Raw genomic sequence first — 26,524 nt, forward strand, 5'->3', positions numbered from 1 at the left:
TAGGGTTTGTCCGTGCCCAACCGTCGATCCGGTGATCCCCGCCTGCCACCTGGCCGGGGATCGCGTCCGCGACCGCAGGGCTCCACCGACCGCAACCGGCCGATTCTCGGCAAGCTGCTCAGCATCCTGCGGCTCGTCTACGCGCCGGTCATGCTGTGGGCCGTGCTGATCGCGAAGGACGACACGATCGCGCTGGCGGCGTTCGGTCTCGCGGTGGTCACCGACCTGCTCGACAGCTGGCTGGCCCGCAAGGAGCTCGGCCGACGCCGCTCGGGCGAGCTGCTCGACGTGGCAGCCAACACCGTCTTCGTCCTGGCCGCGACGTTCGCGCTCTGGCAGATCGAGGTGGTCCCGTGGCCGATCGCGCTGCTGGTGCCGTTGCGCCTCCTCGGTCTGCTGGCGATGGTCCCGGCGCTGCGCAGCCGTGGGGTGCGTACGCTGCCGGTCCACCTTCTCGGCAAGGTGGCCGCCTTCTGCATGCTGGCCTCGTTCCCGTTGCTCTATCTCACCCATGACATCCCCGAGACACGCGACCTCGGCCTGGAGCCGAGCCTGCCGATCCAGCTGGCGCAGGCGTTCGGCTGGGCGTTGGCGCTATGGGGAATTCTGCTGCTGTGGTGGAGCCTGGTCCTCTACGCTCAGGAGGTGCGTCGCCTGATGGCCACCACGCCACCGTTGGAGAAGGGCGGGGCGTCTCGTGCCTGACCAGATCCCCGGCGAGGACTTGCGTGACTACGTCACCAAGCCGCTCCTGGACCGCATCACCGACCAAGCGGTCGACTCCGACTACAAGGCCGCTGCCGCCCGCCGTGACCCCGCGGGCGAGGAGCCGACCCGGCGGCGCCGGCCCGGGCTGTGGGCGATGGTCGTCGTCGGCCTCTTCGCGCTGCTGGCCACGACCGCCGCGGTGCAGACCTCACGCAACGAGGACGTCCGGCAGACCAGCAGGCAGGTCCTCGTCGACCGCATCGAGCAGCGCCAGGACGCGATCGCGGAGCTGCACCAGGAGATCTCCGAGCTGAGCAAGGACGCCCAGGGCCGGGAGGCCACGCTCAACGCGCTCGGGCAGCGGGCGGAGGCGGCGTCTGCCGCTGCGGCCGCGACCGCGGAGAAGACCGGATTCGCACCGGTGACCGGCTCTGGGATCCGGATCACGATCGACAACGCCGCCGACGGCAGCGAGGGCGGCACCGTGCGGGACTACGATCTCGCCGTGATCGTCAACGGGCTGTGGCAGGCGGGTGCGACTGCCGTGGCCGTGGACGGTCAGCGGGTCACTCCACGCAGCGGCGTGATCACCTCCGGAGCCACCCTGCGGATGAACGACGTCTCGCTCTCGCCGCCCTATGAGGTGTCGGCCATCGGCGACACGCGTACTCTTGCCGCACGTTTCGCCGAGACGGTCTCCGGCGCGATGATCCACACGACGACGCAGGACTACGGAATGCCGTACGACGTCGAGAACATCGAGCGGCTCACCCTTCCGGCGGCACCGCCTGGGCTGCTGGAGCTGACCCATCTCGGCACCAAGTCCAAGGACGAGGGTTCCAAGGGCTCAGCGAAGCCCACCGACAAGACCGACGAAGACTCTGAACAGAACAGCGAAGGGGACCGCGAAGAATGATCGCCGTCATCGGCCTAGTGATCGGCATCGTACTGGGGCTGCTCTTCCAGCCCGAGGTGCCAGTCGGCCTGGCGCCTTACCTGCCGATCGCCGTCGTCGCCGCTCTGGACGCCGTCTTCGGTGCGCTGCGCGCGTTCATGGACGGCATCTTCGACGACAAGGTCTTCGTCGTCTCGTTCATCAGCAACGTCGTCATCGCCGCCGGCATCGTCTACCTCGGTGACCGCCTCGGCGTCGGCGGCCAGCTGTCGACGGGCGTCATCGTCGTCCTCGGCATCCGTATCTTCACCAACGTCGCGGCCATCCGGAGGCACATCTTCCATGCCTGACCGGAAGAGGAGGCCGGCGAAGCGGACCACGGCCAAGCGGACTCCTGCGAAGAAGGCGGCGGCCAAGAAGCCCGCGGTTCCCGTCGAGGAGACCGTCACCGAGGACGTCGCCACGCCCGAGGAGGAAAGTACGCCGGACGAGCAGGCTCCGGCCGATGAGTCGGGCGAGGCGACTGACGCCGTCGAGTCAGTAGAACCGTCCGACGCCCCGTCCGACGACCCGGACGAGGCCCCCGACGAGGCCGAGGGCGAGTCGGATGCATCGCAGGAGCCGGGCGAGCCCGAAGCGGCGGAGGACGGCCCCCAGGAGCCCGCCGACGCGACGGGTGACGAGGCGAATGACGTCGAGGAAGCCGAGGCGCGGGAAGAGCCGGCGCCCGACCCTCGTCCGGGCGAGGCCGAACCAGTCGAACCCGTCGAGACGGCCGAGCCTGCGGCTGAGACGGCGGAGGAGCCGGCCGAGGTCGACGCGCCCGAGGAGAAGGACACGCCGGGCGAGTCCGACGAGGTCGCGGAGGTCGCTGCGCCCATCGACGCAGCCGAGGACGAAGAGCCGGCGATGGAACCAGAGGAGCCCGAGGAGCCCGCTCCGCTGGTCGGCCGCGCGCGGCTCTTCGACGCGCTCACCCACTTCCGGCGCGGCCAGGTGGCCGTGGCGGTCCTGCTCTGCATCCTCGGCTACGCGGCCGTGGTGCAGGTCCAGACGAACACCGAGGACTCGACGTACGCCGGCCTGCGCGAGCAGGAGCTGATCGACATCCTCTCCGGCCTGGCCGGGACGACGCAGAAGGCTCAGGAGCAGATCGAGGAGCTCGAAGCGACGCGCGACGAGCTCGAGGACCAGACCCTGCAGCAGCAGACCGCGCTGCAGCGGGCCGAGGAGCAGGTCGACACGCTCCGCGTGATCGCCGGGACGGTGCCGGTCAGCGGGCCGGGCATCACGATCGAGATCGACCCCGGCGCCGACCCGCTGCGGCTGACCGCGCTCCTCGACCTGATCGAGGAGCTGCGTACGAGCGGTGCCGAGGCGATGGAGATCGAGGGGGCCGACGGCGAGGCGGTGCGACTGGTCGCATCGTCCTCGATCGAGGTCAGCCAGCCCACGCCGGGGCTCAACGTCGGCGGTGAGCTGATCAGCCCGCCGTACCGTCTCCAGGTGATCGGGCCGCCCGACACGCTGGCGGGCGCGATCGACTTCTACCAGGGCCCGCAGGACCAGCTCGAGGAGCAGGGTGCGGAGGTGGATGTCGAGTCGGAGGAGAAGATCGACATCGAGTCGATTCACACCGTGTCCCGCTGAACGATTCGCCAGTGCGGCGCAGTAGGGTTTCGTCAACCGGCTCCGCGGGACGATCAACCGCTGCCAGACCAGTACGCCTGATGAGGAGATGCCCGTGTACCCCGAGGACCTGAAGTACACCAGCGAGCACGAGTGGCTGCGCAACCCCGGCGAGACCGAGGGGTCCGTACGGATCGGGATCACCCACTACGCCCAGGACGCGCTCGGCGACATCGTCTACGTCTCGATGCCTGCGGTCGGCGACACGATCAAGTCCGGCGAGAGCTGCGGCGAGCTGGAGTCGACCAAGTCCGTCAGCGACATCTACGCGCCGATCTCCGGCGAGGTGGTCGCCGTCAACAGCTCCCTCGACGCGACGCCCGAGCTCGTCAACGACGACCCCTATGGCGGTGGCTGGCTCTTCGAGATCACCCCGGCCGATCCTGCTGAGCTGGAGAGCCTCCTCGACGCCGCGGCGTACGAGGCATCACTCGACGCGTAAGTCAACCGAACACCTGGGCCGACCTGATAGGTTTCGGATACCATCCCTCAACGTTCACTTGAGGGTGTGTGCCCGGCCCTCGATGAACCTGGAGCTCAAATGTCCGTGTGCCCCGCTTGCGGCAGCCAGAACCCCGACGAAGCACGGTTCTGCTCGCAGTGTGGCGTAAGCCTGACCGGGACCGATCAGACCTCGACGATCCAGCTCGGGGCTGACGCCGACACCTCCGACCGGGTGCTCAGCCCGATCGAGGCGGCCACCGTCGAGGCCCTGCCGCAGGGCAACGGGATGCTCGTCGTCCAGCGCGGTCCCGGTGCCGGAAGCCGCTTCCTGCTCGACCAGGACACCGTGGTCGCGGGTCGCCACCCGGACAGCGACATCTTCCTCGACGACGTCACCGTCTCCCGTCGCCACGCGGAGTTCGCGCGCACCGGCGACACCTTCGAGGTCTCCGACGTCGGCAGTCTCAACGGCACCTACGTCAACCGCGACCGGATCGAGAAGTTCGTCCTGAAGGACGGCGACGAGGTCCAGGTCGGCAAATTCCGGCTCGTCTTCTACGCCGGGCACGAAGGCGTCTAGTCATGGCCGCCGCCGCGACGCCTGACCCTCAACGGCCGGCTAGCGACTCGGGGGAGCGGCTCAACATCGGGCAGGTCCTGGACCAGCTGCGTCCCGACTTCCCGACGGTCACCATCCCGAAGATCCGGTTCCTCGAGGACAAGGGACTGATCAAGCCGGAGCGCACGCCCGCGGGCTACCGCAAGTTCTCCCGCCGCGACGTGGAGCGGCTGCGTTACGTCCTGCGGATGCAGCGCGACCACTACCTGCCGCTCAAGGTCATCGGCGAGCACCTCGACGCGATCGACCGCGGTCTCGAGCCGCCTGAGATCGAGGCGACTGTCCCGACGGTCCCGACGGTCGCCCTGACGCCCGACGGCGCGCCGGGGCCGGAGTCGTTCCGGCGTACGGACAACATGAGGATCTCGCGACGCGAGCTCCTCAAGATCGCCGAGGTCGACGACGCCCTGCTGACCGAGCTGGAGAAGATGGCGCTGGTGGTCCCGCTGCGCAGCGGTCATTACGACACCGACGCCCTCGTGATCGCGCGCACGGCCAAGGAGCTGGCCGAGTTCGGGATCGAGCCCCGTCATCTGCGCGGCATGAAGGCCGCAGCTGATCGCGAGGTCGGTCTCATCGAGCAGATCGTGGCGCCGCTACGGCGGCCCGGGAACGCCGCAGCGCAGGGCCGGGCCGAGGAGATCGGCAGCGAGATCGCTTCGCTGGCGGTCCGGCTGCACGCCACCTTGGTGAAGTCGGGACTGCGCGACCGCTGACTCGTCGCAGGTTGCCGGTCAACCGGGCTGCTGTCGGGACCCGGAGCCGGGTAGGGTGGATGACATGCGCGAGGTCGATGTGCTCGGAGTCCGAGTGGAGATGCCCTCCAACCAGCCGATCGTGCTGCTGCGCGAGGTGGCCGGTGAGCGATACCTGCCCATCTGGATAGGCGCGGTGGAGGCGACCGCGATCGCCTTCGCCCAACAGGGTGTGGTCCCGCCCCGGCCGCTGACCCACGACCTGCTCAAGGACGTGGTGGAGGCGACCGGCAACGAGCTGACCGAGGTGCAGATCACTTCGGTCACCGACCGCGTCTTCTACGCCAACCTGGTCTTCGCCTCCGGCGTCGAGGTGAGCGCGCGGCCCTCGGACTCGATCGCGCTGGCGCTGCGTACTGGCACCAAGATCGTCGTCTCCGACGAGGTTCTCGACGAGGCGGGACTCGCGGTCCCGGCCGAGCAGGAGGACGAGATCGAGAAGTTCCGCGAGTTCCTCGATGAGATCACGCCTGAGGACTTCGAGTCCCATTGACAGGGAAACCCTCAAGTTGAACCTGAGGGTTAGCCCCGGCGACACGCCGGAGAGGGTTCTTTGACCAGGGCCCTTGCGGCGCTTACCTTGTAGTTGTCTCTGTTGTAACTCCAACGGTGTGGTCCCCCCGCCGCAGCCGTTCATTCCCCGAGTGGAGTTACGCACAACGGAGTAGACGATGGAGGACATCGTGTTCGACCACGAGCAGAAGCCCGGCCACGGCGCCGACGACGTGCAACGCGCGGCGGAGCAGGCTGACGAGCAGGGCCTTCTCTTCACCGACGATGTCTCGCCACTGCCGAGCGACACTGGTTACCGCGGGCCGACGGCCTGCAACGCGGCCGGGATCAGCTACCGCCAGCTCGACTACTGGGCCCGCACCGGGCTCGTCGAGCCGAGCGTGCGCGGGGCGACCGGCTCCGGCACCCAGCGGCTCTACTCCTTCCGGGACATCTTGATCCTCAAGGTCATCAAGCGTCTGCTCGATGCCGGGATCTCGCTGCAGCAGATCCGTGCCGCTGTGCAGCACCTGCGCGAGCGCGGCACCGACGACCTGACCCGGGTCACCCTGATGAGCGACGGTGCGTCGGTCTACGAGTGCACCAGCAACGACGAGGTCATCGACCTGCTCCAGGGCGGCCAGGGTGTCTTCGGCATCGCCATCGGTGGTGTCTGGCGCGAGGTCGAGGGGACTCTCGCCGAGCTGCCCAGCGAGCGTACGTCCGAGGAGGGCGAGCAGGTCGCCTCGATGTCCGACGAGCTCTCGGCTCGCCGCGCCGCACGCAACGCCGGGTAGGCGGACAACACGTAGCACTCGGCCCCTGGACCCCGCCTCTGCGGTGTCTGGGGGCCGAGTCGTTTATGCTGGTGGTGCTGACCATCCCGCACGGGAGAGCTCCACTCGTTGGAGCGCCGAAGGGGCAATTCCTCCCCGGAAACTCTCAGGCACCCACGACTGTGCGGACCAGGCGACTCTGAAGCCGCGCATGTGCGGTGACAGAGGGGGAGGGCTTACGAGTTGTCTTAGATGCCCTCAGGAGCCACTGTGTCCGACACGCCCACCTTGTCCGAGCTCGATGCCGCCTCCCCGTTCGTGGAGCGCCACATCGGGCTCTCCGCCGCTGACGAGGGGATCATGCTCTCGCGGCTCGGGTATGACTCGGTAGCGGAGATGATGGACGCCGCCGTCCCGGCCGGGATCCGGTCGGTCGAGTCGCTCGACCTGCCGCGCGCGCTGACCGAGGCGCAGGTGGCCTCCCTGGCGCGGGACATCGCCGCCTCCAACAAGCCCGGCGAGCCGATGATCGGGCTCGGCTACCACGCCACCGTGACACCGCCGGTGATCCGTCGCAACGTGCTCGAGGACCCGAGCTGGTACACCGCCTACACGCCCTACCAGCCCGAGATCTCCCAGGGTCGCCTCGAGGCGCTCATCAACTTCCAGACCATGGTCGGCGACCTGAGCGGCCTGCCGGTGGCCAACTCCTCGCTCCTGGACGAGGGCACGGCTGCCGCCGAGGCGCTGGCGCTGGTGCACCGGGCCAACCGGAAGGGATCCGGCCCGTTCGTCATCGACGCCGACGCCCTGCCGCAGTCGATCGAGGTCGTCAAGGTGCGCGCCGAGGCGATGGGCCTCGAGGTCGTCGTGGCCGACCTCTCGCAAGGCCTGCCCGAGGGTGACCTGATCGGTGTGCTGGTGCAGTACCCCGGCGCCTCTGGCCGTGTGCCCGACCTCAAGCCCGTCATCGATGCCGCCCACGATCGGGGCGCGCTCGCCGTGGTCGCTGCCGACCTGCTCGCGCTGACCGTCCTTGAGGCGCCCGGCACCCTCGGCGCCGACGTCGTCGTGGGCTCCACCCAGCGCTTCGGCATCCCGCTCTTCTACGGTGGTCCGCACGCCGGCTACATGGCGGTCCACCAGGGGATCGAGCGGCATCTGCCCGGTCGTCTCGTCGGCGTCTCCGTCGACGCGGAGGGGCGTCCTGCCTACCGCCTCGCCCTGCAGACCCGTGAGCAGCACATCCGCCGCGAGAAGGCGACCTCCAACATCTGCACTGCGCAGGTGCTGCTGGCCGTCGGCGCTTCGATGTACGCCGTCTACCACGGTCCCGCCGGGCTGCGGACGATCGCGACCCGCACCCACCGCTACGCCGCCGTGCTGGCCGCCGCGCTCAAGTCGGCCGGGCTCTCGCTGGTCTCGGATACGTTCTTCGACACTCTGGGGGTCACCGTGCCCGGGCGGGCGGCCGATGTCGTCACCGCGGCGCGCCGTTTCGGCGTACATCTTCGTCTCGTCGATGCCGACACCGTCGGCATCTCCACCTCCGAGGCGACCACGCGCTCGACCCTCTCGGCCGTGCTCAACGCCTTCGGCGTCTCGGGCGTCGACCTGGAGGAGATCGACCGCACCTCGGCCAGCGCGCTGCCCGAGGCTCTGCTGCGCACCACCGACTACCTCACCCACGAGGTCTTCAACGCGCACCACAGCGAGACCCAGATGCTGCGCTACCTGCACAAGCTGGCGGGGCGTGACTACGCGCTCGACAAGGGCATGATCCCGCTCGGCTCGTGCACCATGAAGCTCAACGCGACCACCGAGATGGAGCCGATCTCGCTGCCCGGCTTCGCCGACCTGCACCCGTTCGTACCCGCCGAGGACGCTGCCGGTTACGCGCGTCTCGTCGGAGAGCTGGAGGGGTGGCTGGCCGAGGTGACCGGCTACGACGAGGTCTCGATCCAGCCGAACGCCGGCTCGCAGGGTGAGTTCGCCGGCCTGATGGCGATCCGTGGTTACCTGGACGCTCAGGGGCAGGGGCACCGCAAGATCTGCCTGATGCCGTCCTCGGCGCACGGCACCAACGCCGCCTCGGCCGTGATGGCCGGGATGAAGGTCGAGGTCGTGAAGTCGTCCGAGGACGGCACCGTCGACCTCGAGGACCTGCGGGCCAAGCTCGACGCCCACGGCGAGAACGTTGCCGCGATCATGGTGACGTACCCCTCGACCCACGGGGTCTACGAGGAGGGCATCACCGAGGTCTGCTCGCTGGTGCACGAGGCCGGTGGTCAGGTCTACATCGACGGCGCCAACTTCAACGCGCTCCTGGGCTATGCCAAGCCCGGCGAGTTCGGTGGCGACGTCTCTCACCTCAACCTGCACAAGACCTTCTGCATCCCGCACGGCGGCGGCGGCCCGGGCGTCGGTCCGGTCGCGGTCCGTTCCCATCTGGCCCCCTACCTGCCCTCGCACTCGCTGCACCCCGACGCCTCGAAGCGCTCGGGCATCGGGGCGATCTCGGCCGCTCCGTACGGTTCGGCGGGGATCCTGCCGATCTCGTGGGCCTACGTCCGGCTCATGGGCGCCGAGGGCCTGACCCGGGCGACGTCCGCCGCGGTGCTGTCGGCGAACTACGTCGCCTCGCGCCTCAACGAGCACTTCCCGGTGCTCTACCGCGGTGAGACCGGCCTGGTCGCGCACGAGTGCATCCTCGACCTGCGGCCGATGACCAAGGAGACCGGTGTGACCGTCGACGACGTCGCGAAGCGGCTCATCGACTACGGCTTCCACGCACCGACGATGTCCTTCCCGGTCGCCGGCACGCTCATGGTCGAGCCCACCGAGTCCGAGGATCTCGCCGAGCTGGACCGGTTCATCGAGGCGATGATCGCGATCAAGGGTGAGATCGACCGGGTCGCCTCCGGGGAGTGGACCGCCGAGACATCGGTCCTGCGCGGTGCTCCGCACACCTCTCGTGCGCTCGTCGGCGAGTGGGACCGCCCCTACTCCCGCGAGGAGGCCGTCTTCCCGCGCGGCATCGACCCGGACAAGTACTGGCCGCCCGTCGCCCGTATCGACAACACCTACGGCGACCGCAACCTGATCTGCTCCTGCCCGCCGGTCGAGTCCTTCGCCGAGTAGTCACTCCCGTCGGCCGAGTTGGCACATGAGTGCCAACTCGGCCGACGTACGTGACGCCTCGGCAGGTTCTGGCTCAGGTTCTGGCTCAGGTGCCGTGGATCTGGAGCGTCGATCCCTCACGGCCCTTGGCGACCGCCAGCTGGGTGGGGATGCGCTCGCGCATCTCGGTGACGTGGCTGACCACGCCGACGATCCGGCCGCCCTCGCGAAGGGTGTCCAGGACGTCGAGCACGTCGTCGAGAGTGTCGGCGTCCAGGGAGCCGAAGCCCTCGTCGACGAAGAGGGTGTCGAGCATCTGGCCGCCGGCCTCGTTCATGATCACGTCGGCCAGGCCGAGCGCGAGCGCGAGGGAGACCACGAAGGTCTCGCCGCCCGAGAGGGTGGCGGGGTCTCTCGACTCGCCGGACCAGTCGTCACGGACCATGAGCGCGAGGCCGCCGCGGCGGTCGCCGGCGCCCTTGGCCGCTGAGTGCTCCAGGGCATAGCGCTGGTCGCTCATCTTCGCCAGGCGTTCGTTCGCGGCGGCGACGACCTGAGTGAGCCGATAGGCGACGACGTAGGCCGACAGACTCATCTGGAGCTGGTTGTCGCTGCTCTTGCCCTCGGCGAAGGAGGCGATCCGGGCCGCGATCTCGAGATCGTCGCGAACGGGTGCCCAGACCGAGAGCGCATGGGTCAGGTCGCGCTGCAACGAGTCGAGACGTGCGGCCCGGGTGGCGGCGGTGTCGGCGGCCGAGCGGGCCGCGTCGGCGGCGGCTGCGGCCTGGCGGTGGGTGAGGGAGAGAGCAGACAGGTCGGGCTCGTCGGTGGCCAGGATCTCGGCGGCGCCGGGGGAGTCCAAGGTCGCGCGGGCGGCAGCCAGGCTGTCTGCGTACGTCTTGATCTGGCTGTTCAGGCCGGCGACCTGCTCCGCGGGGAGGGCGGCGGCCAGCGCACTCTGCGGCGTGTCGAAGCCGGCGCGGGCCGCGGTGGCCGTCAAGGTGCGCTCGGCCGCGCCCAGCGCCTCGGCGGTACGCGCGGCCGCCTCGAGGCGCTCGAGTGCGGTCGCCGCCGCGCGGTGGTCGCGGTCGAGCGCGACGAGCACGGCGTCGAGATCGGGATGTCCGTCACGGACATCGCGCAGCTGCTCCTCGAGGCGTTCGCGCTCTTCGGTGAGGTGACGCAGCGTGGTCTCCAGCTCGGCAGCACGGGTCTCGAGCTCGGTGCGGAGTGCGACCGAGCGCTCCCGGGTCTGCTCCGCGGCAGCGAGCTCGGCGCGCAGGCTGGGCTCCCGGGCAGCCGTACGCTCCAGGTCGGCGAGGCGCTCGGTCATGGACTCAGTCGGCTCGTCGGTCTCCCCGGCGGCTTCCTGGGCGAGCTGGAGACGGGTCGTCAGGTCACGCACGTGCTGGTCGCGGGCGTGCTCCTCGGCGCTGGCGTTGTCGTAGGCAGTCTGGGCGGTCTTCTCAGCCACGGCGTCGGGCGCACCGTCGGCGGGGGAGGCCTTGTGAGGATGCTCGTGGGACCCGCACACCGGGCAGTCTGCGCCGACCGCGAGGGCGCCGGCGAGCTCGGCGGCGATGCCGTCGAGCCGGGCCTGGCGTACGTCGAGATAGTGGGTGCGCGCCTCCATGGCGGCCGTCCGGGCCGACTCGTGCCTGAGGCCGGCTTCCGTGAGCTCCCGGGTCAGCCGGCTGACCTCGGTCACCGCCGCGACCCGAGCTCGCAGCACCGGGATCGCCGCGGCTGCCTCGGTGGCGGCCACGAGGTCTGCCGCCAGCGCCTCGGCCTGCTGTGGGAGCTCCTCGGCGAGCCGGGCCTGTTCGTGTGTCTGGGTGAGCACGCGGTCGCGCTGCGCACCGGTGGTCGCGAGCTCGCGCACGACCTCGCTGAGCCGTCGCTGGACCGGCACCAGAGCACGGGCCTGGGCCAGACGGGCGGAGACCCGGTCGACGGCTGCCTTGGCATCGCTGAGGGTGAGGTCGTTCGGAGCCAGGGCTGACGCCTTCTCGTGCTCGCGCCGTGCCTGGTCGGCGAGCTCGCTGACCCCGGCCACGGCCTCGGCCCGCTGGGCGGCCTCGACGCGGCGTACGCGTTCGGCCTGCTCCTCGGCCGCATCAACCAGTCGGCTCTCGGCGGCGGCAGCCGCGCGGAGGCCTCGCTGCTTCTCGGCCATCGCCCGGGCTTCGTCGAGCGCGGCGAGGGTCTCCGACTCCGCGGCGAGGGCCTCCATCGCGGCGCCGGAGGTGACCGCCTGCGCCTCGATGGCCTCCTCGGTCAGCGTGCGGGCCCAGGTGGCGATGGCGCCGTCTCCGGCGGGGAGGCCGAGGTCGTGGACGTCCCAGTCGTCGGGGAGTGTGACGGCCGCGGTCTCGCTGATCCGGCTGACCACCTCGGCGACGCCGGCGTTGAGCCCCTCCGAGCGCCGCCGAAGCTCCACGCGGCGCTCCCGGAGCCAGCGCTCGACATCGGCGAAGCGCTCGGTGCGGAAGAGCCGCTCCAGCAGCCGCTTGCGCTCCTCGGCGCTGGAGCGGAGGAAGGCCTGGAAACGCCCCTGGGGGAGCATCGCGACCTGCACGAACTGGGTCAGGGTCATCCCGAGCAGATCCGAGACCAGGTGACCGGCCTCGTCGAGGCGGGTGGTGAGGGTGCGCCACTCCTCGCCGACCTGCTCCATGAGCACGACGGAGGCCTGCTGGGTCGTGGTGCCGGCGCCACGCCGCTTGGGCCGCTCCCACGACGGGGAGCGGGTGATCCGGAAGCGTCGCTGTGCAAGCGTCGCCTCCAGGACGACCCGCGTCGCGACCTCGGCCGGGGCCCGGTCGCTGCGCAGCCGCTTCGCGACCGAACGGTCACCGGGGACGTCGCCGTAGAGCGCGAAGCAGACCGCGTCCAGGACGCTTGTCTTCCCGGCTCCGGTGGCGCCGGAGAGCAGGAAGAGCCCTGCCTCGGAGAGCTGGTCGAAGTCGACGCTCACCGTGCCCGTGAACGGGCCGAACGCGGACACCTCCAGATGGTGAAGGCGCATCAGAAGAGCACCTCGAGCCACTCTTCTTCCTCGGTCTCGCCGGCGCGCGAGTTGAGCGTGTCCACCTCGGGGTCCTCGCAGCAGGCGTCCACAGCGGTCTGCAGCAGCGCGAGCTCGGCCTTGGCGGCAGGCTCGCCACGCAGCTCGGCGACGAACTCGGTGACCAGGTCGATGTCCCGCCGCGGCCGGGACGGGTCGGGCTGGGAGAGGGCACCCAGGACCGGCGCGGTCGACTCGAACCCCAGCACGAGGGTGTGCGGGAACCGCCGCCGCAGCCGCTCCATGGCCTGCGCCGGGCGGATCCGGTCGGTCAATGTGATCTGCAACCACGACTGCTCGTGGACCTCGTGGCGGGGGTCGCTCAGGAGCTCCTCGAGCGTGCCTCGCAACCGGGCCAGCTTGCGCGGGACCGGCGTCTCCACGAACTCGCTGGCGACGAAACCGGACTCGTCGAGATCGATGAGCCAGGATCCCTTGAGATGGTTGGCCTCGGAGAAGGAGTACGCCAGCGGGGAGCCGCTGTAGCGCACCGTGTCGGTGATCGTGTGGCGGCCGTGAAGGTGACCGAGAGCAGCGTAGGAGATGTCCTCGAAGAGGCTGGCCGGCACCATCGACACGCCGCCGACGGAGATGTCACGCTCGGAGTCCGACGGCTCCGCACCGGTGACGAAGGCGTGCGCCATCACCACGCTGCGGCCGCCCCGGCCGTCGAGATCGCCACGTACTCGCCGCATCGCCTCGCCGAGCGCAGCCTGATGCGAGCGCGACTCCAGCCCCCAGGACGCCCTGGCGGCGTCGGGATCGAGATAGGGGAGCCCGTAGAAGGCGACCTCGCCGTGCTCGTCGGGGAGCATCACCGGGCGGCCGACACCGGCCAGGTCGGTGCGGATGAAGATGCCGGCAGCGTCGATCAGCTCGGAGCCGAACCCCAGCCGCTGGGCCGAGTCGTGGTTGCCGCTGGTGATGACGACCTTCGCCCGCGAGGCCGCGAGCCGGGAGAGCGCCTCCGAGGCCAGCCGAACGGCGTCGACCTGCGGAAGCGCACGGTCGTAGACATCTCCGGACACGCACACCACGTCGACCGATCCCTGCTCCACCACGGAGAGGAGATGGTCGACGTACGCCGCCTGGTGCCCGAGCATGCCCTCCCGGTGGAAGGACCGACCCAGGTGCCAGTCGGAGGTGTGCAGGATCCGCATGTACGAAAACTATCGGTGAGCACGGACAGTCTTGCCGCCGACTCACCGCCGGAGCCTCCGCTACACGGGGTAGGTGATCTTGATGGCCAGCTGCCGCTGCAGATTGTCGGCCGCATCGGAGACCCGGCGGCGTACGCCCGGGTCGAGATCCAGCTCGATGACCGCCCGCGCGGCAGCGAGCGTCTCCTCGGACACCGAGCCGCTCGGGAAGAACGCCTCGGCGGCCTCGGCGAGGCTCCAGCCCGACCGCTTCTCGGCGGTGGCGGGAAGCTCGGCGAAGTAGCGCTCGACATAGCCCGCGGTGAGCTCGGCCGGACCGCTCCAGAACGCCCGTCCGGCGGCCAGGATGTCGTAGTTGGGCAGATCGGTCTCGCCGGTGAACACGGACCAGCCGTAGGCCTTCGCCTCCGCGTCGGGGATGCTGACCTGGGCGGCGGTGTGGTGGATGCGCGCGTCGTTGGCCGGCTCGGCGTCGTAGGCGGCCTGCAGCTCTTCACGGGTCGTCGAGCCGATCTCGGCGAGCTTGGTGAGGATACGCCAGCGCAGATCGAGATCGGTCTCGATGCCCGCCGGGGGAGTGGCCAGCCATTCCCGCAGCAGCGCCTCGGAGCGGGCCGAGCGGATCGCCGCACGGTAAGCGGACAGCTGCAGCTCGGAACCGGGAGCGACCTCGGCGAGCTTGCGCAGCGCCGCGTCGTGGAGCCGCTCCCGGGCACCCGCGGGCGCCAGCGGCACCACGGAGCCGAACAGCCACGGCATCGTACGCCTCGGGGTGTCCTCGACGTCCTCGATCGGCAGCGACGCCTCGGCGATGTCGATGACGTCGGCCGAGTCGACCGCGGCGTTGAACCAGGCGCTGCGCAGGTTGTTCCACACGCCGGCGCGCAGGCCGTCGTCGGTGATCTCAGGGAGGGCCGCCTTGAGCGCCTGGACCGTCTCCCAGTCGGGGATCGCGGAGGCCCAGGTGTCGTCGTAGGGGTCGAGGACGACCGCGTTGGCGGCCACCTTCAGCGGCGTCTGGTCGCCGGTCACCGTGATCTCCTCGGTGGTCCACCGGGTGCCGTTGAGGATCGCCGCACGGAAGGTGTGGGCGCGGTCGGCGGGGTGCAACGACGGGGCGGTGCGGTTGACGACCATCTTGGCCGGATCCCACGAGAGGGTGTCCGGGCCGGCGGTCAACAGCCACTGGGAGGTGAAGGTGTCGAGATCGAAATCGATCCCCGCCTCGGCCGCGGCGGAGGCCCAGGAGCCGAACAGGTCGTGCATCGTCGCGTTGCCGAACCGGTGCTTGGTGAAGTGGTCGATCGCGCCCGCGAAGAAGACGTCGTCACCCAGGGAGGCGGCGAGCTGGCGCAGGATCGCGGAGCCCTTGGAATAGGAGATCCCGTCGAAGTTCTGCAGCGCCGAGACGGCGTCCTCGGCACCGTTGCCGGCGACCGAGTGCGTCGAGCCGCGCTGGTCGGCAGTCAGCCCCCACTGGCGGCGGGAGTAGGACATGTCGGCCCAGGCGTCGGCGTACTCGGTCACCTCGGCGGTCACCCGGTTGCCCATGTATTCGGCGAACGACTCGTTGAGCCACAGGTCGTCCCACCACTGCGGCGTGACCAGGTCGCCGAACCACTGGTGGGCCATCTCGTGGGCGACGGTGGTGGCGCGCTGGATCCGCATGCCGCGGGTCACGCGCGAGGTGAAGACGAGCGGGTCCCGGAAGGTCACACAGCCCGGGTTCTCCATCGCGCCCGCGTTGAACTCCGGCACGAACGCCTGGTGGTAGTTGCCGAACGGGTAGCGGATGCCGAAGAGCCGGTGGAACTCGTCGAAGCACTGCTTGGTGAGCGTGAAGAGCTCCTCGGCGTCCTTGTCGAGGTCGGCGGCGATGCTCTGCCGCGAGCTCAGCGACAGCGGGATCCCGTCGTGCTCGTCGTGGATCATGTGCCAGGGGCCGGCGACGAGCGTGACGAAGTACGTCGAGAGCGGCTGGCTCCGCTCGAACTCCCACACGCCGGGCTCGGTCTGGAGTCCCGGCGCGTTGCCGATCACCGTCCAGTCCTGCGGCGCGGTCACGTGGAAGGTGTAGGGCGCCTTCAGGTCGGGCTGGTCGAAGCAGGCGAAGATCGTCGGCGCGGCGTCCATGAAGCACATCCCGTAGACGTACGCTCGGCCGTCGGCCGGGTCGACGCTGCGGTGGAGCCCCTCGCCGTCGTTGCGGAACGGCATCGTCGCCTCGACCACGAGCTTATTCGGGCCCTCCTGAGTGGTGATCGGGAGACGGCCCTGGGCCAGCATGACCGGGTCGATCGGGTTGCCGTTGAGGCTGATGTTCTCGACGGAGACCGGCTTCAGATCAAGGAACGTCGGCCCACCTCGCGAGGTGAATCGGATCGTCGTCACGGAGCCGAAGGTCGTCTCGCTGGAGGCCAGGTCGAGACGTACGTCGTAGTCCTCGATCTTCAGCAGACTGGCTCGGGCGGCGGCCTCGTCTCGGCGCAGGGGCAGGCTCTGGGTGCTCACGTCGCACAGGCTAACGGCCAGATGGCACTCTTTCCCCATGACTGACCCCACGACCGGCTCTGCCGCAGACCTGCGCTCGGTTTCTCTGGAGAAGATCGGCGAGCACCGCTTCCGCGCGACCAACGCCCGCGGAGGCTCCTTGGTGCTCGGCCACGGCGAGGATCCCGACTTCACGCCCGTCGAGATGCTCCTCGCGGCCCTGGCCGGGTGCAGTGCTCTCGACGTCGACTTCATCACCGGCAAGCGATCGCCGATGGAGACCTTCGAGGCCCTCGCCGCGGCGACCAAGATCCGCGACGAAGAGGGCAATCGCCTGGTCGACATCTCGGTCACCTTCGACATCACTTTCCCCGAGGGCGAGGGCGGCGACGCTGCCCGCAAGGTCCTCCCGGACGCGATCAAGAAGTCCGAGACCCGGCTCTGCACCGTCGGCCGCACGGTCTCCGTCGGCACCCCGGTCAGCTACGCCGAGGGTGATCTCTAACTGCCGAGACGTCAACTAGGTCGGTCGAGACGTCACTCCGGTCGGCCGAGATGGCACGCGCGTGCCATCTCGACCGACGCGCGTGACGCTTCGGCCGACGTACGTGACGTCTCGGCACCTCAGGGGAGCAGGAGGGCGGAGTCGCCGAACTCGTGCCACAGATAGCGCGCGGCGACTGCGGCGTCGTAGGCGGCCTGGGTGAGCTCCGGGCCGGCGACGGCCTCGACGAGCAGCAGGTGGCTGGCCTGCGGGTCGTGCCATCCGGTGATCAGCCCGTTGACGACGTACGGCGGGTGGGCGGGCGTGATGACCCGGTCGGTCCAGCCGCTCGCCGGCCGGACCGCTCCGGTCGCCGGGACGACTGCCGACTCAAGGGCCCTGGTCACAGTGGTGCCGGCCGCGACGATGCGGCCGCCGGCGTACCTTGTCTGCTCGACCAGCCGGGCCGTGGTCGCGGAGACCTCGAACCACTCCGCGCCGGGCGCTTCACCTGCCTCCTGGGAGGAGACCCCGGTGTGCAGGGTGATGGGCGCGATCTGGATACCGCGCGTGACCAGCTCCGTGACCAGTGGATGGGTGAACGGACGGGCGGCCGAGGGCATCTCGGCGCTCCCGGGGCGATGCCCGAAGACCGTCTGGTAGGCGTCGATCGGGTAGCGCCGGTCGAGATAGCCGTACGCGATCGGGCGGCCCGACCGCTCGAGCTCGGTGGCCACGTCGCCGATGACATCGGCGCGCCACAGCCGGTTGCCTTCACCGGTGGGGGAGGAGGGGCGTCCGTCGGGGTAGGGCTCGCCCAGAGTGACCCGGAGTCCGGCCGTCACGACCACGTCGCCCGCGGTCGCGTCCAGCACGGACCGTGCGGCATCCGGCGCGGAGCGGATCTCCACCACCCAGCCCGGGTCGAGACGCTGGGCGAGGTGGAGGACGACCCGGCCGCGTCCGATGAGGTCGGCGTCGAGCTGCCGTGCCTCCGTCACGGAGTCGTTGACCACGACCAGGTCGCCGGGGGAGAGGTGCTCGGCGAGGTTGCGGAACCGCGAGTGTCGTACGCCGCTGGGTGATGCCACGAGCAGGCGCACGCCGTCGCGCTCGAGGCCGCGCCATTCCGCGGGCGCGGGGGCGGTGGTGTCGTCGGGGACGGGGAAGCTGGTGGTCGGTCGTTCGGCGAGCATCGTCATCGGGTTGCTCCTGCGGTTGCGAGATCGGCGGCGCGGTAGCGCCCGGACGGCTCGTCGCCGGTGAGCAGCGCGAGCAGGTGCGGAACGACTGATTCCGGCAGTGGTCGGTCGGAGATGTCCTCACCGGGGAAGGCGGCCTGGTGCATGGAGGTGCGCATGTCGCCGGGGTCGACGGCGTACGCGCGGACGCCGTTCTCCTCGCCGAGGGTGAGGATCAGGTGATCGAGTGCGGCCTTGCTGGCGGCGTACGTTCCCCAGGTCGGGTAGTGCTCGACCGCCGCGTCGCTGGAGATGCCCACCAGGGTCCCGCGCGAGGCGATCAAGTAGGGGAGGAGCCGCTGGGTGAGTGAGAGCGGAGCGAGCAGGTTCGTCTCGAGCACGCTCGAGAAGAGGCTCTCGGGAACCTCGGCCAGGGGAAGCATCGGGCCGAGCTCGCTGGCGTTGTGCACGAGCAGGTCGAGGCGCCCGTGGCGGGCGACCGCGGCGGCGATGGCGTCCTGATGGTCGAGATCGCGCACGTCGCCGCCCAGCATCGTCACCCGAGAGCTGTCTGGCAGCGCGGCATGGAGACGGTCGGCGTTGCGGGCATTGGTGACGACGCTCCAGCCCCGGTCGATGAGGGCCGTGGTGAGAGCGTGCCCCAGCCCGGCGGATCCGCCGGTGATGACGGCTACTTCGTTGTCTGATCGGTTCATGCCGTCTAGCATTCAACCTAAAGTGAACTTGAGATCAAGGGTTGCGACAGAAAAGAGTGAGATGAACACCCACGACCTGCTCACGATGGGCGATGTGACCCGGCGCAGCGGCTACGCGGCCTCCGCGGTGCGCTACTACGAGAGCCAGGGTCTGATCCGGGCCGAGCGGTCGGCCGGGGGGCAGCGTACGTTCGAGCGCAGCGTCCTGCGCCGGCTCGCCTTCATCCGGGCGGCCGCCAACGTCGGGCTCTCGCTGGACGAGATCAAGGCCGAGCTCGACTGTCTGCCTGATGACCGGACACCCACCAAGGCCGACTGGGCTCGGATGTCGAAGCACTGGCGCCGTCGCCTCGAGGAGCAGATCCATGCTCTCGAGCGTCTCCGCGACAACCTCGACTCCTGCATCGGCTGCGGCTGCCTCTCCCTGCAGCGCTGCCGCATCTCCAACCCCGACGACGCCGCTGCCGCGCAGAGCTCCGGCGCCGCGTACCTCCCCAAGGTCCTCCGCCGCGACCCGCCCCGCCGCCGCCCCTGACAGGCCGAGGCGTCACTCCCGTCGCTCGAGACGTCACTTGGGTCGGTCGAGTGGTCAGGTCCGTGCCATCTCGGCCGACCGGAGTGACGCCTCGGCAGGTGGGGTTCAGCCGACGGTGATGGTCTCGAACTCGACAGCCTTCTTCGGGGCGCCGGTGCCGTCGGGGCCGGCCTCGGCAACACCAGCCTCGCCGACCTCCTGGAGGGTCTTGACGGCCGCCTCGTCGAGGGTGCCGAAGACGGTGTAGGCGGGCGGGAGCTGGGTGTCGCCAAAGACCATGAAGAACTGGCTGCCGCCGGTGTCGGGCTGGCCGGTGTTGGCCATCGCGAGGGTGCCGGCGGGGAAGGTGTCGCTCTCCTTGAACTCGTCGGGGATCGTGTAGCCCGGGCCGCCTGTGCCCTCGCCGGTCGGGTCGCCGCACTGCAGCAGCTCGAAGCCGGGGTTGTTGCCGAGGCGGTGGCAGCTGGTGGCGTCGTAGTAGTCCTGCGAGGCCAGCGAGAGGAACGAGTTGACGGTGCACGGCGCCTTGTCGGCGTCGAGGGTGATCGCGAGGGGACCGACGGAGGTGTTGATGGTGGCGGCGACCTTGCCGGTGTATTGCGCGGTCTTCTCCGGCGCGTCCACCTCCTTCGAGGCGCCCATCGGGTCCTCGGGGTAGTCGCAGCTGGTCGTGCCCGGCTTCACGATCGACTTCCAGTCGCTCGACTCGCTCGACTTCGGGCCGTCGTTGCTCTCCGTGGCCTCGCTGGAACCGCCGTCGTCGGAACCGCAGGCGGAGAGCGTCAGGAGCAGGGCAGCGGCGGCAACGGCCGGGAGCGCACGAGAAGACATGCCCAGATGCTAGGGGAGCGCCCCGAACGGTCCTGCGACGGACCCATTGCGCGGGCATCCGCCGCCAGCATCGGTGCCGCGCACTATCGCACACGATGGTTGCCCACCGCGATACTGCACCAGCCTCACCGCACCCACCCCGCCACGACAGGGGAGGGCTCGGCTAATCTCCAGCCGTGCCTGTGCTCTCCCTGCGCTTCGAGCTCGACGACCTGACCCGGCCCGAGGTGATCGGGATCCTCGAGGATCATCTCGAGGACATGTACGCGGTGACGCCGGCCGAGTCGGTGCACGCGCTCGACCTCGAGGCACTGAAGGTGCCCGAGATCTCGTTCTGGTCCGCCTGGGAAGGATCAGAGCTCGTGGGCTGCGGTGCGCTGAAGGCGCTCGGCGAGGGTGACTACGAGCTCAAGTCGATGCGCACAACGGCCGCCTCCCGCGGCCGCGGCGTCGCCACCGCGATGCTCCGCCATCTCATCGATCAGGCCAGGTCGCAGGGCGGCAGTCGGCTGCTCCTGGAGACCGGGACCGAAGACTTCTACGAGCCCGCGCGCCGCCTCTACGCAGGCAACGGCTTCACCGAACGCCCGCCCTTCGGCAGCTACGTGCTCGATCCCAACTCGGTGTTCTTCGAGCTCTCGCTGTAGCTGTCGACCGGCGCAGCGGCCCGTCGAAACAGCAGGTTGTCGAGAGCGAGCTTCGTGCGGCGTACGACGATCAGGTAGACCGCGATCGCGAGCCAGCCCAGGTCGCGCAGGGTGTCGGCGAGGTAGGCCGGGTCGGCCGAGGCACCGCCACCGCCGAAGCAGCCGCAGTCGATGTTGAGCCCGCGTGCCCAGGCCGAGGTGATCCCGACGATGAACGAGCACAACCCCAGCGCGGTCGCCACCGCCGCCGTCCGGGTGAACAGCCCGAGGATCAGTAGCACCCCAAGCACGACCTCGGCGATCGGCATCGCGATCGCGTACGCAGGTGCGAGCTGCCACGGCAGCAGCTGGTAGCCGCGGACCGCCTGTTCGGTGATCGCCGGCTCGGGGAGCTTGGCGAGCCCGGCGGACAGGAACACGAAGCCGAGGTAGAGGCGGCCGGCGAGCCCGATCCAGCCCAGCAGATCAGCGCGAGTCCTCATGAGAGCACCACCCACGAGGTGCGCAGCACGCCGAAGACGACGAACGCCGCCACGACCGCATATCCGGTCCACAGCAACGCCGCCGGGGAGATCTCGTCCCGGATCTCACGCCGCACGAACCACACCCCGAGCACGAGCACGGCCACGGAGACCATGACCAGGCCGACGACGTACCACACCTCGTTCACCTGGCCAGGGTGCCACAGCCACGGCCCGCAGCCACGGCCAGGACGCCCACCCTCAGCGCATCTTCAGACTCCGAGGCGCCTTCTCAGGAATCCCGCTCAGGAACCCTGCTCACGGCTGCAGCCACCAGGGGCTGGTGTAGGCGATACCCAGATCGTTGCATGGGTGGCCCTCGGGCCCCGGTGTCGCGTTGGGCTGAGTCGGGTCGCTGACCCGCAGCAGCACCCAGTCACCGTCGTCAACAGAGACCGGCACCGTGACCGAGACCGGGTCACCGACGCGGAACGCCACGACGTCGGCGACGACGGGCACCGACGGACCCGGGCGCAGCACCTGCAGATGGAGCTCGCGGCCGACCCAGTCCGCGTCGCGAGCGAGGTCGAGGGCGAACCGCATGTCGCCACCGCGCCCGGCGATCACCGAGCCCATCCGGTGTTCCGTGCCGCCCACCGTCGCCACCGCGTCGACGCGGAGGCCTGAGGTGCGGGTGGCGAAGAACCGTCGCGCGCGCATCGCCTCGAATACGCCACCCCTATCGTGCGACTGCACCCACAACCCGGTCCGCCCCTTGCCCTCCGGATGACCCCAGTCGGTGCCGTGCTCGTCGGTGACGCCGCTGATCCCGGTGCGCCAGCCGGCGTTGAGACACTGGCACAGTGGAGAGCTCCTGCCGTCGGCAAACCCTTCAAACAGATAGTCGTCGCCGCGGTTGAACATCTCCAGCGACACCATCCGCTCCCGCGCCCGCGCGTCGTAGCGGAACTCCTGGAACCGGAACGGCTCGCGCCCGGGATGGTTGAACCCCGCGAGACCGTCGGAGCCGCCATCGATCAGCGGCGTAGAAGGCGAGCGCGCCAGCCAGTCGAAGAACGGTCGCATCGCGCCGATGCGGATGATGTCGGTGAAGTGCTCGGTGCCCCACACGTTGACATGGCCCAACAGCGGCTCCGACCACTCGAACCCGCGGATCGCGGTGAAGGTGCCGTCGGCGTTGGCAGCATCGGCCAGCTCGCGGGTCCGGGCCCAGTCCGAGCGGGTGATGCCACCGAGCTGTTTGTACGCCGGCGGCAGCAGCCCCGCCAGGGCATCGCCGAGGATGCTGTCGGAGACGGTCGCATGGTCGGTAAGGGCCGCTACGTCCAGGCCGGCGCTGCGCATCGAGTCGAAGGCGAGGTCCGGGTCACCGTCGCCGTCCGACATCAAGGTGTGGTTGTGCAGGTCTGCATGGACCAGCGTGGTCCCCGAGGCCAGCCGCGAGGTCCGGCTCGCCCCGATCCCGGGACGCGCGGTCGCCGACGCTGCCGCTCCCGTGAACGACGACGACATCGAGGCCAGCAGGAGCCCGGCTCCCGCGGCTCCCAGGGCGGTACGTCTGGTCAGAGGCCGAGTCATCGCCCGGCGGGTTCCGTGGTCCGGTTCATGTCCGAGGCACATGGCCCCTATTTGACGCAGATCTCGGCGGCCTACGAGAAGCTTTCAGCCCAAACGCCGGTGAAGTCCGCGCTAGGCGACGCGCCCGGTCAGCGGATCACGATCGGTGAGGCAGTAGACCTGCCCGTACGGCGCTCGCATCACCGTCCACCACTCGAGGACGCCGACCGTCTCGGCTCCGAGCGCCTCGTGCCGGCACGTCTCCGAGGCACGGTCGGCGACGGCGAGATCCGGATGGGCCCGGACCTCGCCGTCCTCGTCCTCGAGCTGTTGCAGGAGGATCCGCAGCCCGCCGTGCGGGTCGGGGTCGGCGAGGCGTACGAACTCGGGGGACTTGGTCTGCTCAGGAGTCCGTCCGGTGATCGCCGTCCAGAACCCCACCTCTTGGTCCCAACGGGAACGGGGGATGTCGATGCACACCTGGTCGAGCACCCGCGAGGGCTCCGCGCGCGCGAAGCTCGGCGCTGTGCCCGTGCTCGTCCCGAGCGTGTGGCAGAAGAGCAGACCGCCGGGGGAGCGCATGACCGGCACACCGTCGTAGGTCCACGCTGGCTGCGCGCCGAGGGAGGTCGATCGCTCGACGGCAGACTCGCGGTCGTGTGCGTCGAGGTCGATGTGGACCCGTGGCCCGCTGTCGTGCGCCTGCATCTTCAGCCAGGGGTCACCGGTCTGGGGCACCAGGGTGAGGAACTGTCCGTCCTCGCCGCGAGGCGGCGAGAGGGCCCAGCCGGTCGCGGCCGACCAGAAGCCGTACGCCTCCTCCCAGTGGGAGCGCGGGACATCGAGGAAGAGATGGAACCAGGCAGGTGTGCCAGCGGTGCTCATGAGTTCGACCCTACGCGCGACAAAACGTGGGTCGCGGCAGAACGACGCACGCCGGGGCACGCCGCGGATGCGGCGCGCCCCGGCGTGACCGGGTCGGGATCAACCCTGCTGAGAGATCCCGAACTGTACGTTGCCGGAGTCATCCATCCCGGCGTCGAGGACCTTGTCATCGAGCTCGGCGGCAGCGCCCTGGTCGAGGAAGACCCGCGCGCCCTCCTGCTCGATGACCTGGTCCTGACCCTCGGGAGCGGGGACAAGTGCGGCGCTCAAGGCACCGTCCGGTTCTGCGTTGGCGGCGAGCCGGAGGCCGGCGCCCTGGGACTGCTCGGAGATCGAGCGGACGATGGTGGTGGCGTTCTCGGTCAGCTGAAGCATGTCGAGATCTTCCATGGTTGGGTACGGAGTACCCGCTCCACCATTCCTCACAGATCGGCGTCGTTCAAGCCCGGCATGCCGGGGTCACGCGTCCCAGCCCTCCGGGCGGAGCTTCTTCGGGAGCTTCGAGACGACCGTGGCGTACGACTCGTCGACCGCCTCCAGGAGCTCCTCGTCGGGAATCGCGCCGCCCCATGCGAGGTCGTTCCATCCCGAGCGGCCGATGTAGCCGGTGACAGTCACGTCGTCGGGATAGCGCAGCAGCCACTCGTCGGCGATCTCCCGGGACGGCCCGCATTTCAGCCCCACTTTCGTGTCCCCGAGGAACGCGAAAATCTTGCCGCGCTCGCCCGGCCCGACCTTGATCACCGGGTGCTCGTGATCCCACGGATTGTCCGGCCAGGCACCCGGCTTGGTGAGGCAGTAGGCCTGCAGCGACGTCACGTCCATGGCGACCATGTTGCCACCGCTGGAGACTGCCAGGGCCGCGATTTCGGGCGGTTCAATTACTGCTTGGCAGGCCTAGAATTGATCGCGAGGACAGTCGTTCTTCCTGCGACCGGATCAGCCTATGTCCGCGCCGTAGACCTTGGTGACCGCAATCGTGATGAGCACGCGACGGTCCTTCACCATCACCTCACGGTATTCGTCCCAGTCGGGGTGCTCACCGGCGCCGCGGCGGTAGTAGTCGACGAGCGCGTCGACCTCGGGGCTGTCGAGCGAGGCGCCGGGTCCGGTGAGCGTGACGGTGCCCTCGGCCGTCGCCCAGGACCGGCCGCCGGGCCCGTCGACCTCGATCGCCGCCCGCGGGGCGCGTCGGAGGTTCTTCGTCTTCACCAGCCCCTCGCGGGTCGAAATCAGGATCTCGCTGCGCTCGCGGTCGTAGTACTGCCACACCGGCGAGAGCTGCGGCAGCCCGTCGGCCTTGATCGTGGCCAGGATCCCGTGACGGGTCGTGGCGAGCAGCTCGTGCGGATCGAACGTCATGTGAAGCGCCTCCTCGGTGGTCGTTGTCTCTAGAAGGCGTCGGGACGCGACTTCGTTCCCGGTTCCTAATTCGCAGGTGCATGGAGCGTACGTCGGCTAGGTTGCCGAGGAGCGCCTTCGAAGGAGACCCCATGCGTGCACTGTTCGGCAGACTTCTGGTGGCGGTGGGGCTGATGTCCCTGCTCGTCGCCGCCCCCGCCAACCCCGCGACGGCAGCCGAGGACGACATCCTCGACCGCCTTCTGGCCATCGAGGGCGTCAGCCTCGTCCAGGAGAAGCCGGTCGCGGGCTACCGCTACTTCGTCCTCAACTTCACCCAGGCGGTGGACCACCGCGACCCGGACGGCGACACGTTCCAGCAGCGGTTCACGGTGCTGCACAAGGACACTTCTCGTCCCACCGTGTTCCACACCAGTGGCTACGGCGTCTCCACCAACCCCGGCCGCAGCGAGCCGACCCGGATCGTCGACGGCAACCAGGTCTCGATGGAATACCGGTTCTTCACCCCGTCCCGCCCCGCCCCGGCCGACTGGGACGACCTCGACATCTGGCAGGGCGCCAGCGACCAGCACGCGATCTTCGAGGCTCTCAAGCCGATCTACGGAGCCAAGTGGCTCTCCACCGGTGGCTCCAAGGGCGGCATGACCGCGACCTACTTCGAGCGCTTCTACCCCCGAGACATGGACGGTGTCGTCGCCTACGTCGCACCGAACGACGTGGTCAACCGCGAGGACTCCGCCTACGACGACTTCTTCGCCAGCGTCGGCACCGAGGACTGCCGCGACCGGCTCAACGGTGTCCAGCGCGAGGCCCTCGTCCGCCGCGAGGCGCTGAAGGCGAAGTACGCCGATCTCGCGGCGGCCGAGGGCTACACCTTCGACACCGTGGGCAGCCTGGACTCTGCGTACGAGATGGTGGTGCTCGACTACGTCTGGGCGTTCTGGCAGTACGCCGGCACTGCCCAGTGCTCGACCATCCCCGCCGACGCCGCGACCGCCACCGACCAGGCGATCTGGGACTCGATCGACAACTACTCGGGCTTCAGCTTCTACACCGACCAGGGCCTGAGCCCCTACACGCCCTACTACTTCCAGGCGGGCACCGAGCTGGGCGCGCCGACGATCGGCTTCCCGCACATCGAGGACGACCTGATCCGCTACGGCTACCAGCCGCCGCGCAACTTCGTCCCGCGCGAGATCGACATGCGGTTCGACCCGTCCGCGATGCGTGACATCGACTCCTGGGTGCGCAAGCACGCCGACCAGATGCTCTTCGTCTACGGCGAGGCCGACCCGTGGGGCGCCGAGCGCTTCCGCCCCGGCAAGAAGACCACTGACTCCTACGTCCTCACCGCCCCGGGCATGAACCACGGCGCCAACGTGGCCGGTCTGGTCGCCGACGAGCGTGAGCTCGCCACCGCCCGGATCCTGGAGTGGGCGGGTGTCGCGACTCCCGCGGTCGAGGCGGACGCGGCGAAGGCGAAGCCGCTGGCGTCGTACGACGCGAAGCTCGACAAGCGTGACCTGCGTCAGGAGCGCAGCATGCGGCCGTAGGTGAACAAGTGGCCGATGAGACGTGGCCGAAGTGAAATGGCCCTTGTCTTCGAGCGCGCTCGAAGCCCTAGCGTCT

General features: G+C 69.6%; 27 protein-coding genes and 1 riboswitch. Of the genes, 14 read left to right on the plus strand and 13 right to left on the minus strand.

All coding sequences use genetic code 11. The features are described from left to right. Positions 1 to 12: 12 nt before the first annotated feature. From IEY84_RS17650 to gcvP, 10 genes are all read left to right on the plus strand, one after another. Positions 13 to 705 (plus strand): CDP-alcohol phosphatidyltransferase family protein, encoded by a 693-nt coding sequence (locus IEY84_RS17650; protein WP_183549055.1) that lies wholly within the window; start codon positions 13 to 15, stop codon positions 703 to 705. Then, a complete protein-coding gene (locus IEY84_RS17655) occupies positions 698 to 1,624 on the plus strand; it encodes a DUF881 domain-containing protein (RefSeq protein WP_183549053.1) in 927 nt (308 codons plus the stop codon). The genes IEY84_RS17650 and IEY84_RS17655 overlap by 8 nt, the downstream gene beginning before the upstream one ends. Continuing rightward, the gene (locus IEY84_RS17660) at positions 1,621 to 1,953 is read left to right on the plus strand and encodes a small basic family protein (RefSeq protein ID WP_179657782.1); all 333 of its coding nucleotides are present in this window, start codon (positions 1,621 to 1,623) and stop codon (positions 1,951 to 1,953) included. Before IEY84_RS17655 ends, IEY84_RS17660 begins: the two co-directional genes overlap by 4 nt. Beyond that, positions 1,946 to 3,253, plus strand: a complete 1,308-nt coding sequence (locus IEY84_RS17665; protein ID WP_183549051.1) for a DUF881 domain-containing protein — start codon at positions 1,946 to 1,948, stop codon at positions 3,251 to 3,253. Before IEY84_RS17660 ends, IEY84_RS17665 begins: the two co-directional genes overlap by 8 nt. 94 nt (positions 3,254 to 3,347) lie before the next feature. Beyond that, on the plus strand, positions 3,348 to 3,734 hold the full coding sequence (gene gcvH, locus IEY84_RS17670; RefSeq protein WP_338089382.1) for a glycine cleavage system protein GcvH: 387 nt from the start codon (positions 3,348 to 3,350) through the stop codon (positions 3,732 to 3,734). A 99-nt stretch (positions 3,735 to 3,833) separates the two neighbouring features. After that, positions 3,834 to 4,316, plus strand: a complete 483-nt coding sequence (locus IEY84_RS17675; protein ID WP_183549047.1) for an FHA domain-containing protein — start codon at positions 3,834 to 3,836, stop codon at positions 4,314 to 4,316. Between the two features lie 2 nt (positions 4,317 to 4,318). Then, positions 4,319 to 5,071: a transcriptional regulator FtsR gene (gene ftsR / locus IEY84_RS17680; RefSeq protein ID WP_183549045.1), complete on the plus strand. Its 753-nt coding sequence runs from the start codon at positions 4,319 to 4,321 to the stop codon at positions 5,069 to 5,071. 64 nt (positions 5,072 to 5,135) lie between these two features. Next, positions 5,136 to 5,603: a bifunctional nuclease family protein gene (locus tag IEY84_RS17685; RefSeq protein WP_165112639.1), complete on the plus strand. Its 468-nt coding sequence runs from the start codon at positions 5,136 to 5,138 to the stop codon at positions 5,601 to 5,603. A gap of 178 nt (positions 5,604 to 5,781) precedes the next feature. After that, positions 5,782 to 6,399 carry a MerR family transcriptional regulator gene (locus IEY84_RS17690; RefSeq protein WP_221209121.1) on the plus strand — a complete coding sequence of 206 codons (618 nt, stop codon included), beginning with the start codon at positions 5,782 to 5,784 and terminating at the stop codon, positions 6,397 to 6,399. Positions 6,400 to 6,480: 81 nt separating this feature from the next. Then, positions 6,481 to 6,571: riboswitch (glycine riboswitch) on the plus strand. Between the two features lie 59 nt (positions 6,572 to 6,630). Next, the gene (gcvP, locus tag IEY84_RS17695) at positions 6,631 to 9,519 is read left to right on the plus strand and encodes an aminomethyl-transferring glycine dehydrogenase (RefSeq protein ID WP_183549043.1); all 2,889 of its coding nucleotides are present in this window, start codon (positions 6,631 to 6,633) and stop codon (positions 9,517 to 9,519) included. Between the two features lie 85 nt (positions 9,520 to 9,604). Here gcvP and IEY84_RS17700 read toward each other — a convergent pair whose 3' ends face one another. From IEY84_RS17700 to pepN, 3 genes are read right to left on the minus strand one after another with little or no spacing between them, the layout of a single operon-like run. Further along, positions 9,605 to 12,526, minus strand: a complete 2,922-nt coding sequence (locus tag IEY84_RS17700; protein ID WP_183549041.1) for an AAA family ATPase — start codon at positions 12,524 to 12,526, stop codon at positions 9,605 to 9,607. After that, positions 12,526 to 13,725, minus strand: a complete 1,200-nt coding sequence (locus tag IEY84_RS17705) for an exonuclease SbcCD subunit D (RefSeq protein WP_183549040.1) — start codon at positions 13,723 to 13,725, stop codon at positions 12,526 to 12,528. The genes IEY84_RS17700 and IEY84_RS17705 overlap by 1 nt, the downstream gene beginning before the upstream one ends. 60 nt (positions 13,726 to 13,785) lie before the next feature. Next, on the minus strand, positions 13,786 to 16,236 hold the full coding sequence (gene pepN, locus IEY84_RS17710) for an aminopeptidase N (protein WP_183549038.1): 2,451 nt from the start codon (positions 16,234 to 16,236) through the stop codon (positions 13,786 to 13,788). A 37-nt stretch (positions 16,237 to 16,273) separates the two neighbouring features. Here pepN and IEY84_RS17715 point away from each other — a divergent pair, with 37 nt between their 5' ends. Further along, positions 16,274 to 16,720 carry an OsmC family protein gene (locus IEY84_RS17715; protein ID WP_183549035.1) on the plus strand — a complete coding sequence of 149 codons (447 nt, stop codon included), beginning with the start codon at positions 16,274 to 16,276 and terminating at the stop codon, positions 16,718 to 16,720. Positions 16,721 to 16,839: 119 nt separating this feature from the next. Here the strand turns inward: IEY84_RS17715 and IEY84_RS17720 are convergent, their stop codons facing one another. Together IEY84_RS17720 and IEY84_RS17725 are read right to left on the minus strand one after the other, a co-directional pair. Beyond that, a complete protein-coding gene (locus IEY84_RS17720; RefSeq protein ID WP_183549033.1) occupies positions 16,840 to 17,901 on the minus strand; it encodes an S-adenosylmethionine:tRNA ribosyltransferase-isomerase in 1,062 nt (353 codons plus the stop codon). Beyond that, positions 17,898 to 18,596: an SDR family NAD(P)-dependent oxidoreductase gene (locus tag IEY84_RS17725; protein WP_183549031.1), complete on the minus strand. Its 699-nt coding sequence runs from the start codon at positions 18,594 to 18,596 to the stop codon at positions 17,898 to 17,900. Before IEY84_RS17725 ends, IEY84_RS17720 begins: the two co-directional genes overlap by 4 nt. Before the next feature lie 61 nt (positions 18,597 to 18,657). Here IEY84_RS17725 and soxR point away from each other — a divergent pair, with 61 nt between their 5' ends. Beyond that, positions 18,658 to 19,131 (plus strand): redox-sensitive transcriptional activator SoxR, encoded by a 474-nt coding sequence (gene soxR / locus IEY84_RS17730; protein ID WP_183549029.1) that lies wholly within the window; start codon positions 18,658 to 18,660, stop codon positions 19,129 to 19,131. A 105-nt stretch (positions 19,132 to 19,236) separates the two neighbouring features. Here the strand turns inward: soxR and IEY84_RS17735 are convergent, their stop codons facing one another. Continuing rightward, positions 19,237 to 19,962 carry a peptidylprolyl isomerase gene (locus IEY84_RS17735; RefSeq protein WP_183549027.1) on the minus strand — a complete coding sequence of 242 codons (726 nt, stop codon included), beginning with the start codon at positions 19,960 to 19,962 and terminating at the stop codon, positions 19,237 to 19,239. 176 nt (positions 19,963 to 20,138) lie between these two features. Between IEY84_RS17735 and IEY84_RS17740 the strand changes: the two genes are divergently transcribed. After that, a complete protein-coding gene (locus IEY84_RS17740) occupies positions 20,139 to 20,609 on the plus strand; it encodes a GNAT family N-acetyltransferase (protein WP_229788791.1) in 471 nt (156 codons plus the stop codon). Here the strand turns inward: IEY84_RS17740 and IEY84_RS17745 are convergent. The 7 genes from IEY84_RS17745 to IEY84_RS17775 all read right to left on the minus strand — a co-directional run bounded on the left by IEY84_RS17745 (position 20,564) and on the right by IEY84_RS17775 (position 24,895). Next, positions 20,564 to 21,091: a MauE/DoxX family redox-associated membrane protein gene (locus IEY84_RS17745; RefSeq protein ID WP_183549024.1), complete on the minus strand. Its 528-nt coding sequence runs from the start codon at positions 21,089 to 21,091 to the stop codon at positions 20,564 to 20,566. The two genes, IEY84_RS17740 and IEY84_RS17745, sit on opposite strands and share 46 nt — an antisense overlap. Continuing rightward, a complete protein-coding gene (locus tag IEY84_RS17750) occupies positions 21,088 to 21,279 on the minus strand; it encodes a hypothetical protein (RefSeq protein ID WP_183549022.1) in 192 nt (63 codons plus the stop codon). Before IEY84_RS17750 ends, IEY84_RS17745 begins: the two co-directional genes overlap by 4 nt. 109 nt (positions 21,280 to 21,388) lie before the next feature. Beyond that, entirely contained in the window at positions 21,389 to 22,669 is a 1,281-nt protein-coding gene (locus IEY84_RS17755) for a DUF3604 domain-containing protein (protein ID WP_229788793.1), read from the minus strand. 111 nt (positions 22,670 to 22,780) lie between these two features. Beyond that, on the minus strand, positions 22,781 to 23,533 hold the full coding sequence (locus IEY84_RS17760) for a VOC family protein (RefSeq protein ID WP_183549018.1): 753 nt from the start codon (positions 23,531 to 23,533) through the stop codon (positions 22,781 to 22,783). A gap of 99 nt (positions 23,534 to 23,632) precedes the next feature. After that, positions 23,633 to 23,908, minus strand: coding sequence for a Fe-S cluster assembly protein HesB (locus IEY84_RS17765; RefSeq protein ID WP_183549016.1), 276 nt, complete (start codon positions 23,906 to 23,908; stop codon positions 23,633 to 23,635). Positions 23,909 to 23,992: 84 nt separating this feature from the next. Next, positions 23,993 to 24,358 carry an MmcQ/YjbR family DNA-binding protein gene (locus IEY84_RS17770; RefSeq protein ID WP_183549014.1) on the minus strand — a complete coding sequence of 122 codons (366 nt, stop codon included), beginning with the start codon at positions 24,356 to 24,358 and terminating at the stop codon, positions 23,993 to 23,995. A 114-nt stretch (positions 24,359 to 24,472) separates the two neighbouring features. Continuing rightward, positions 24,473 to 24,895 carry a PPOX class F420-dependent oxidoreductase gene (locus tag IEY84_RS17775; RefSeq protein WP_183549012.1) on the minus strand — a complete coding sequence of 141 codons (423 nt, stop codon included), beginning with the start codon at positions 24,893 to 24,895 and terminating at the stop codon, positions 24,473 to 24,475. A 131-nt stretch (positions 24,896 to 25,026) separates the two neighbouring features. Between IEY84_RS17775 and IEY84_RS17780 the strand changes: the two genes are divergently transcribed. After that, positions 25,027 to 26,448 carry a serine protease gene (locus IEY84_RS17780; protein WP_183549010.1) on the plus strand — a complete coding sequence of 474 codons (1,422 nt, stop codon included), beginning with the start codon at positions 25,027 to 25,029 and terminating at the stop codon, positions 26,446 to 26,448. Positions 26,449 to 26,524: the final 76 nt, after the last annotated feature.

It is taken from the genome of Nocardioides albus, assembly GCF_014648255.1.
In the GTDB taxonomy this organism is placed as follows: domain Bacteria; phylum Actinomycetota; class Actinomycetes; order Propionibacteriales; family Nocardioidaceae; genus Nocardioides; species Nocardioides albus.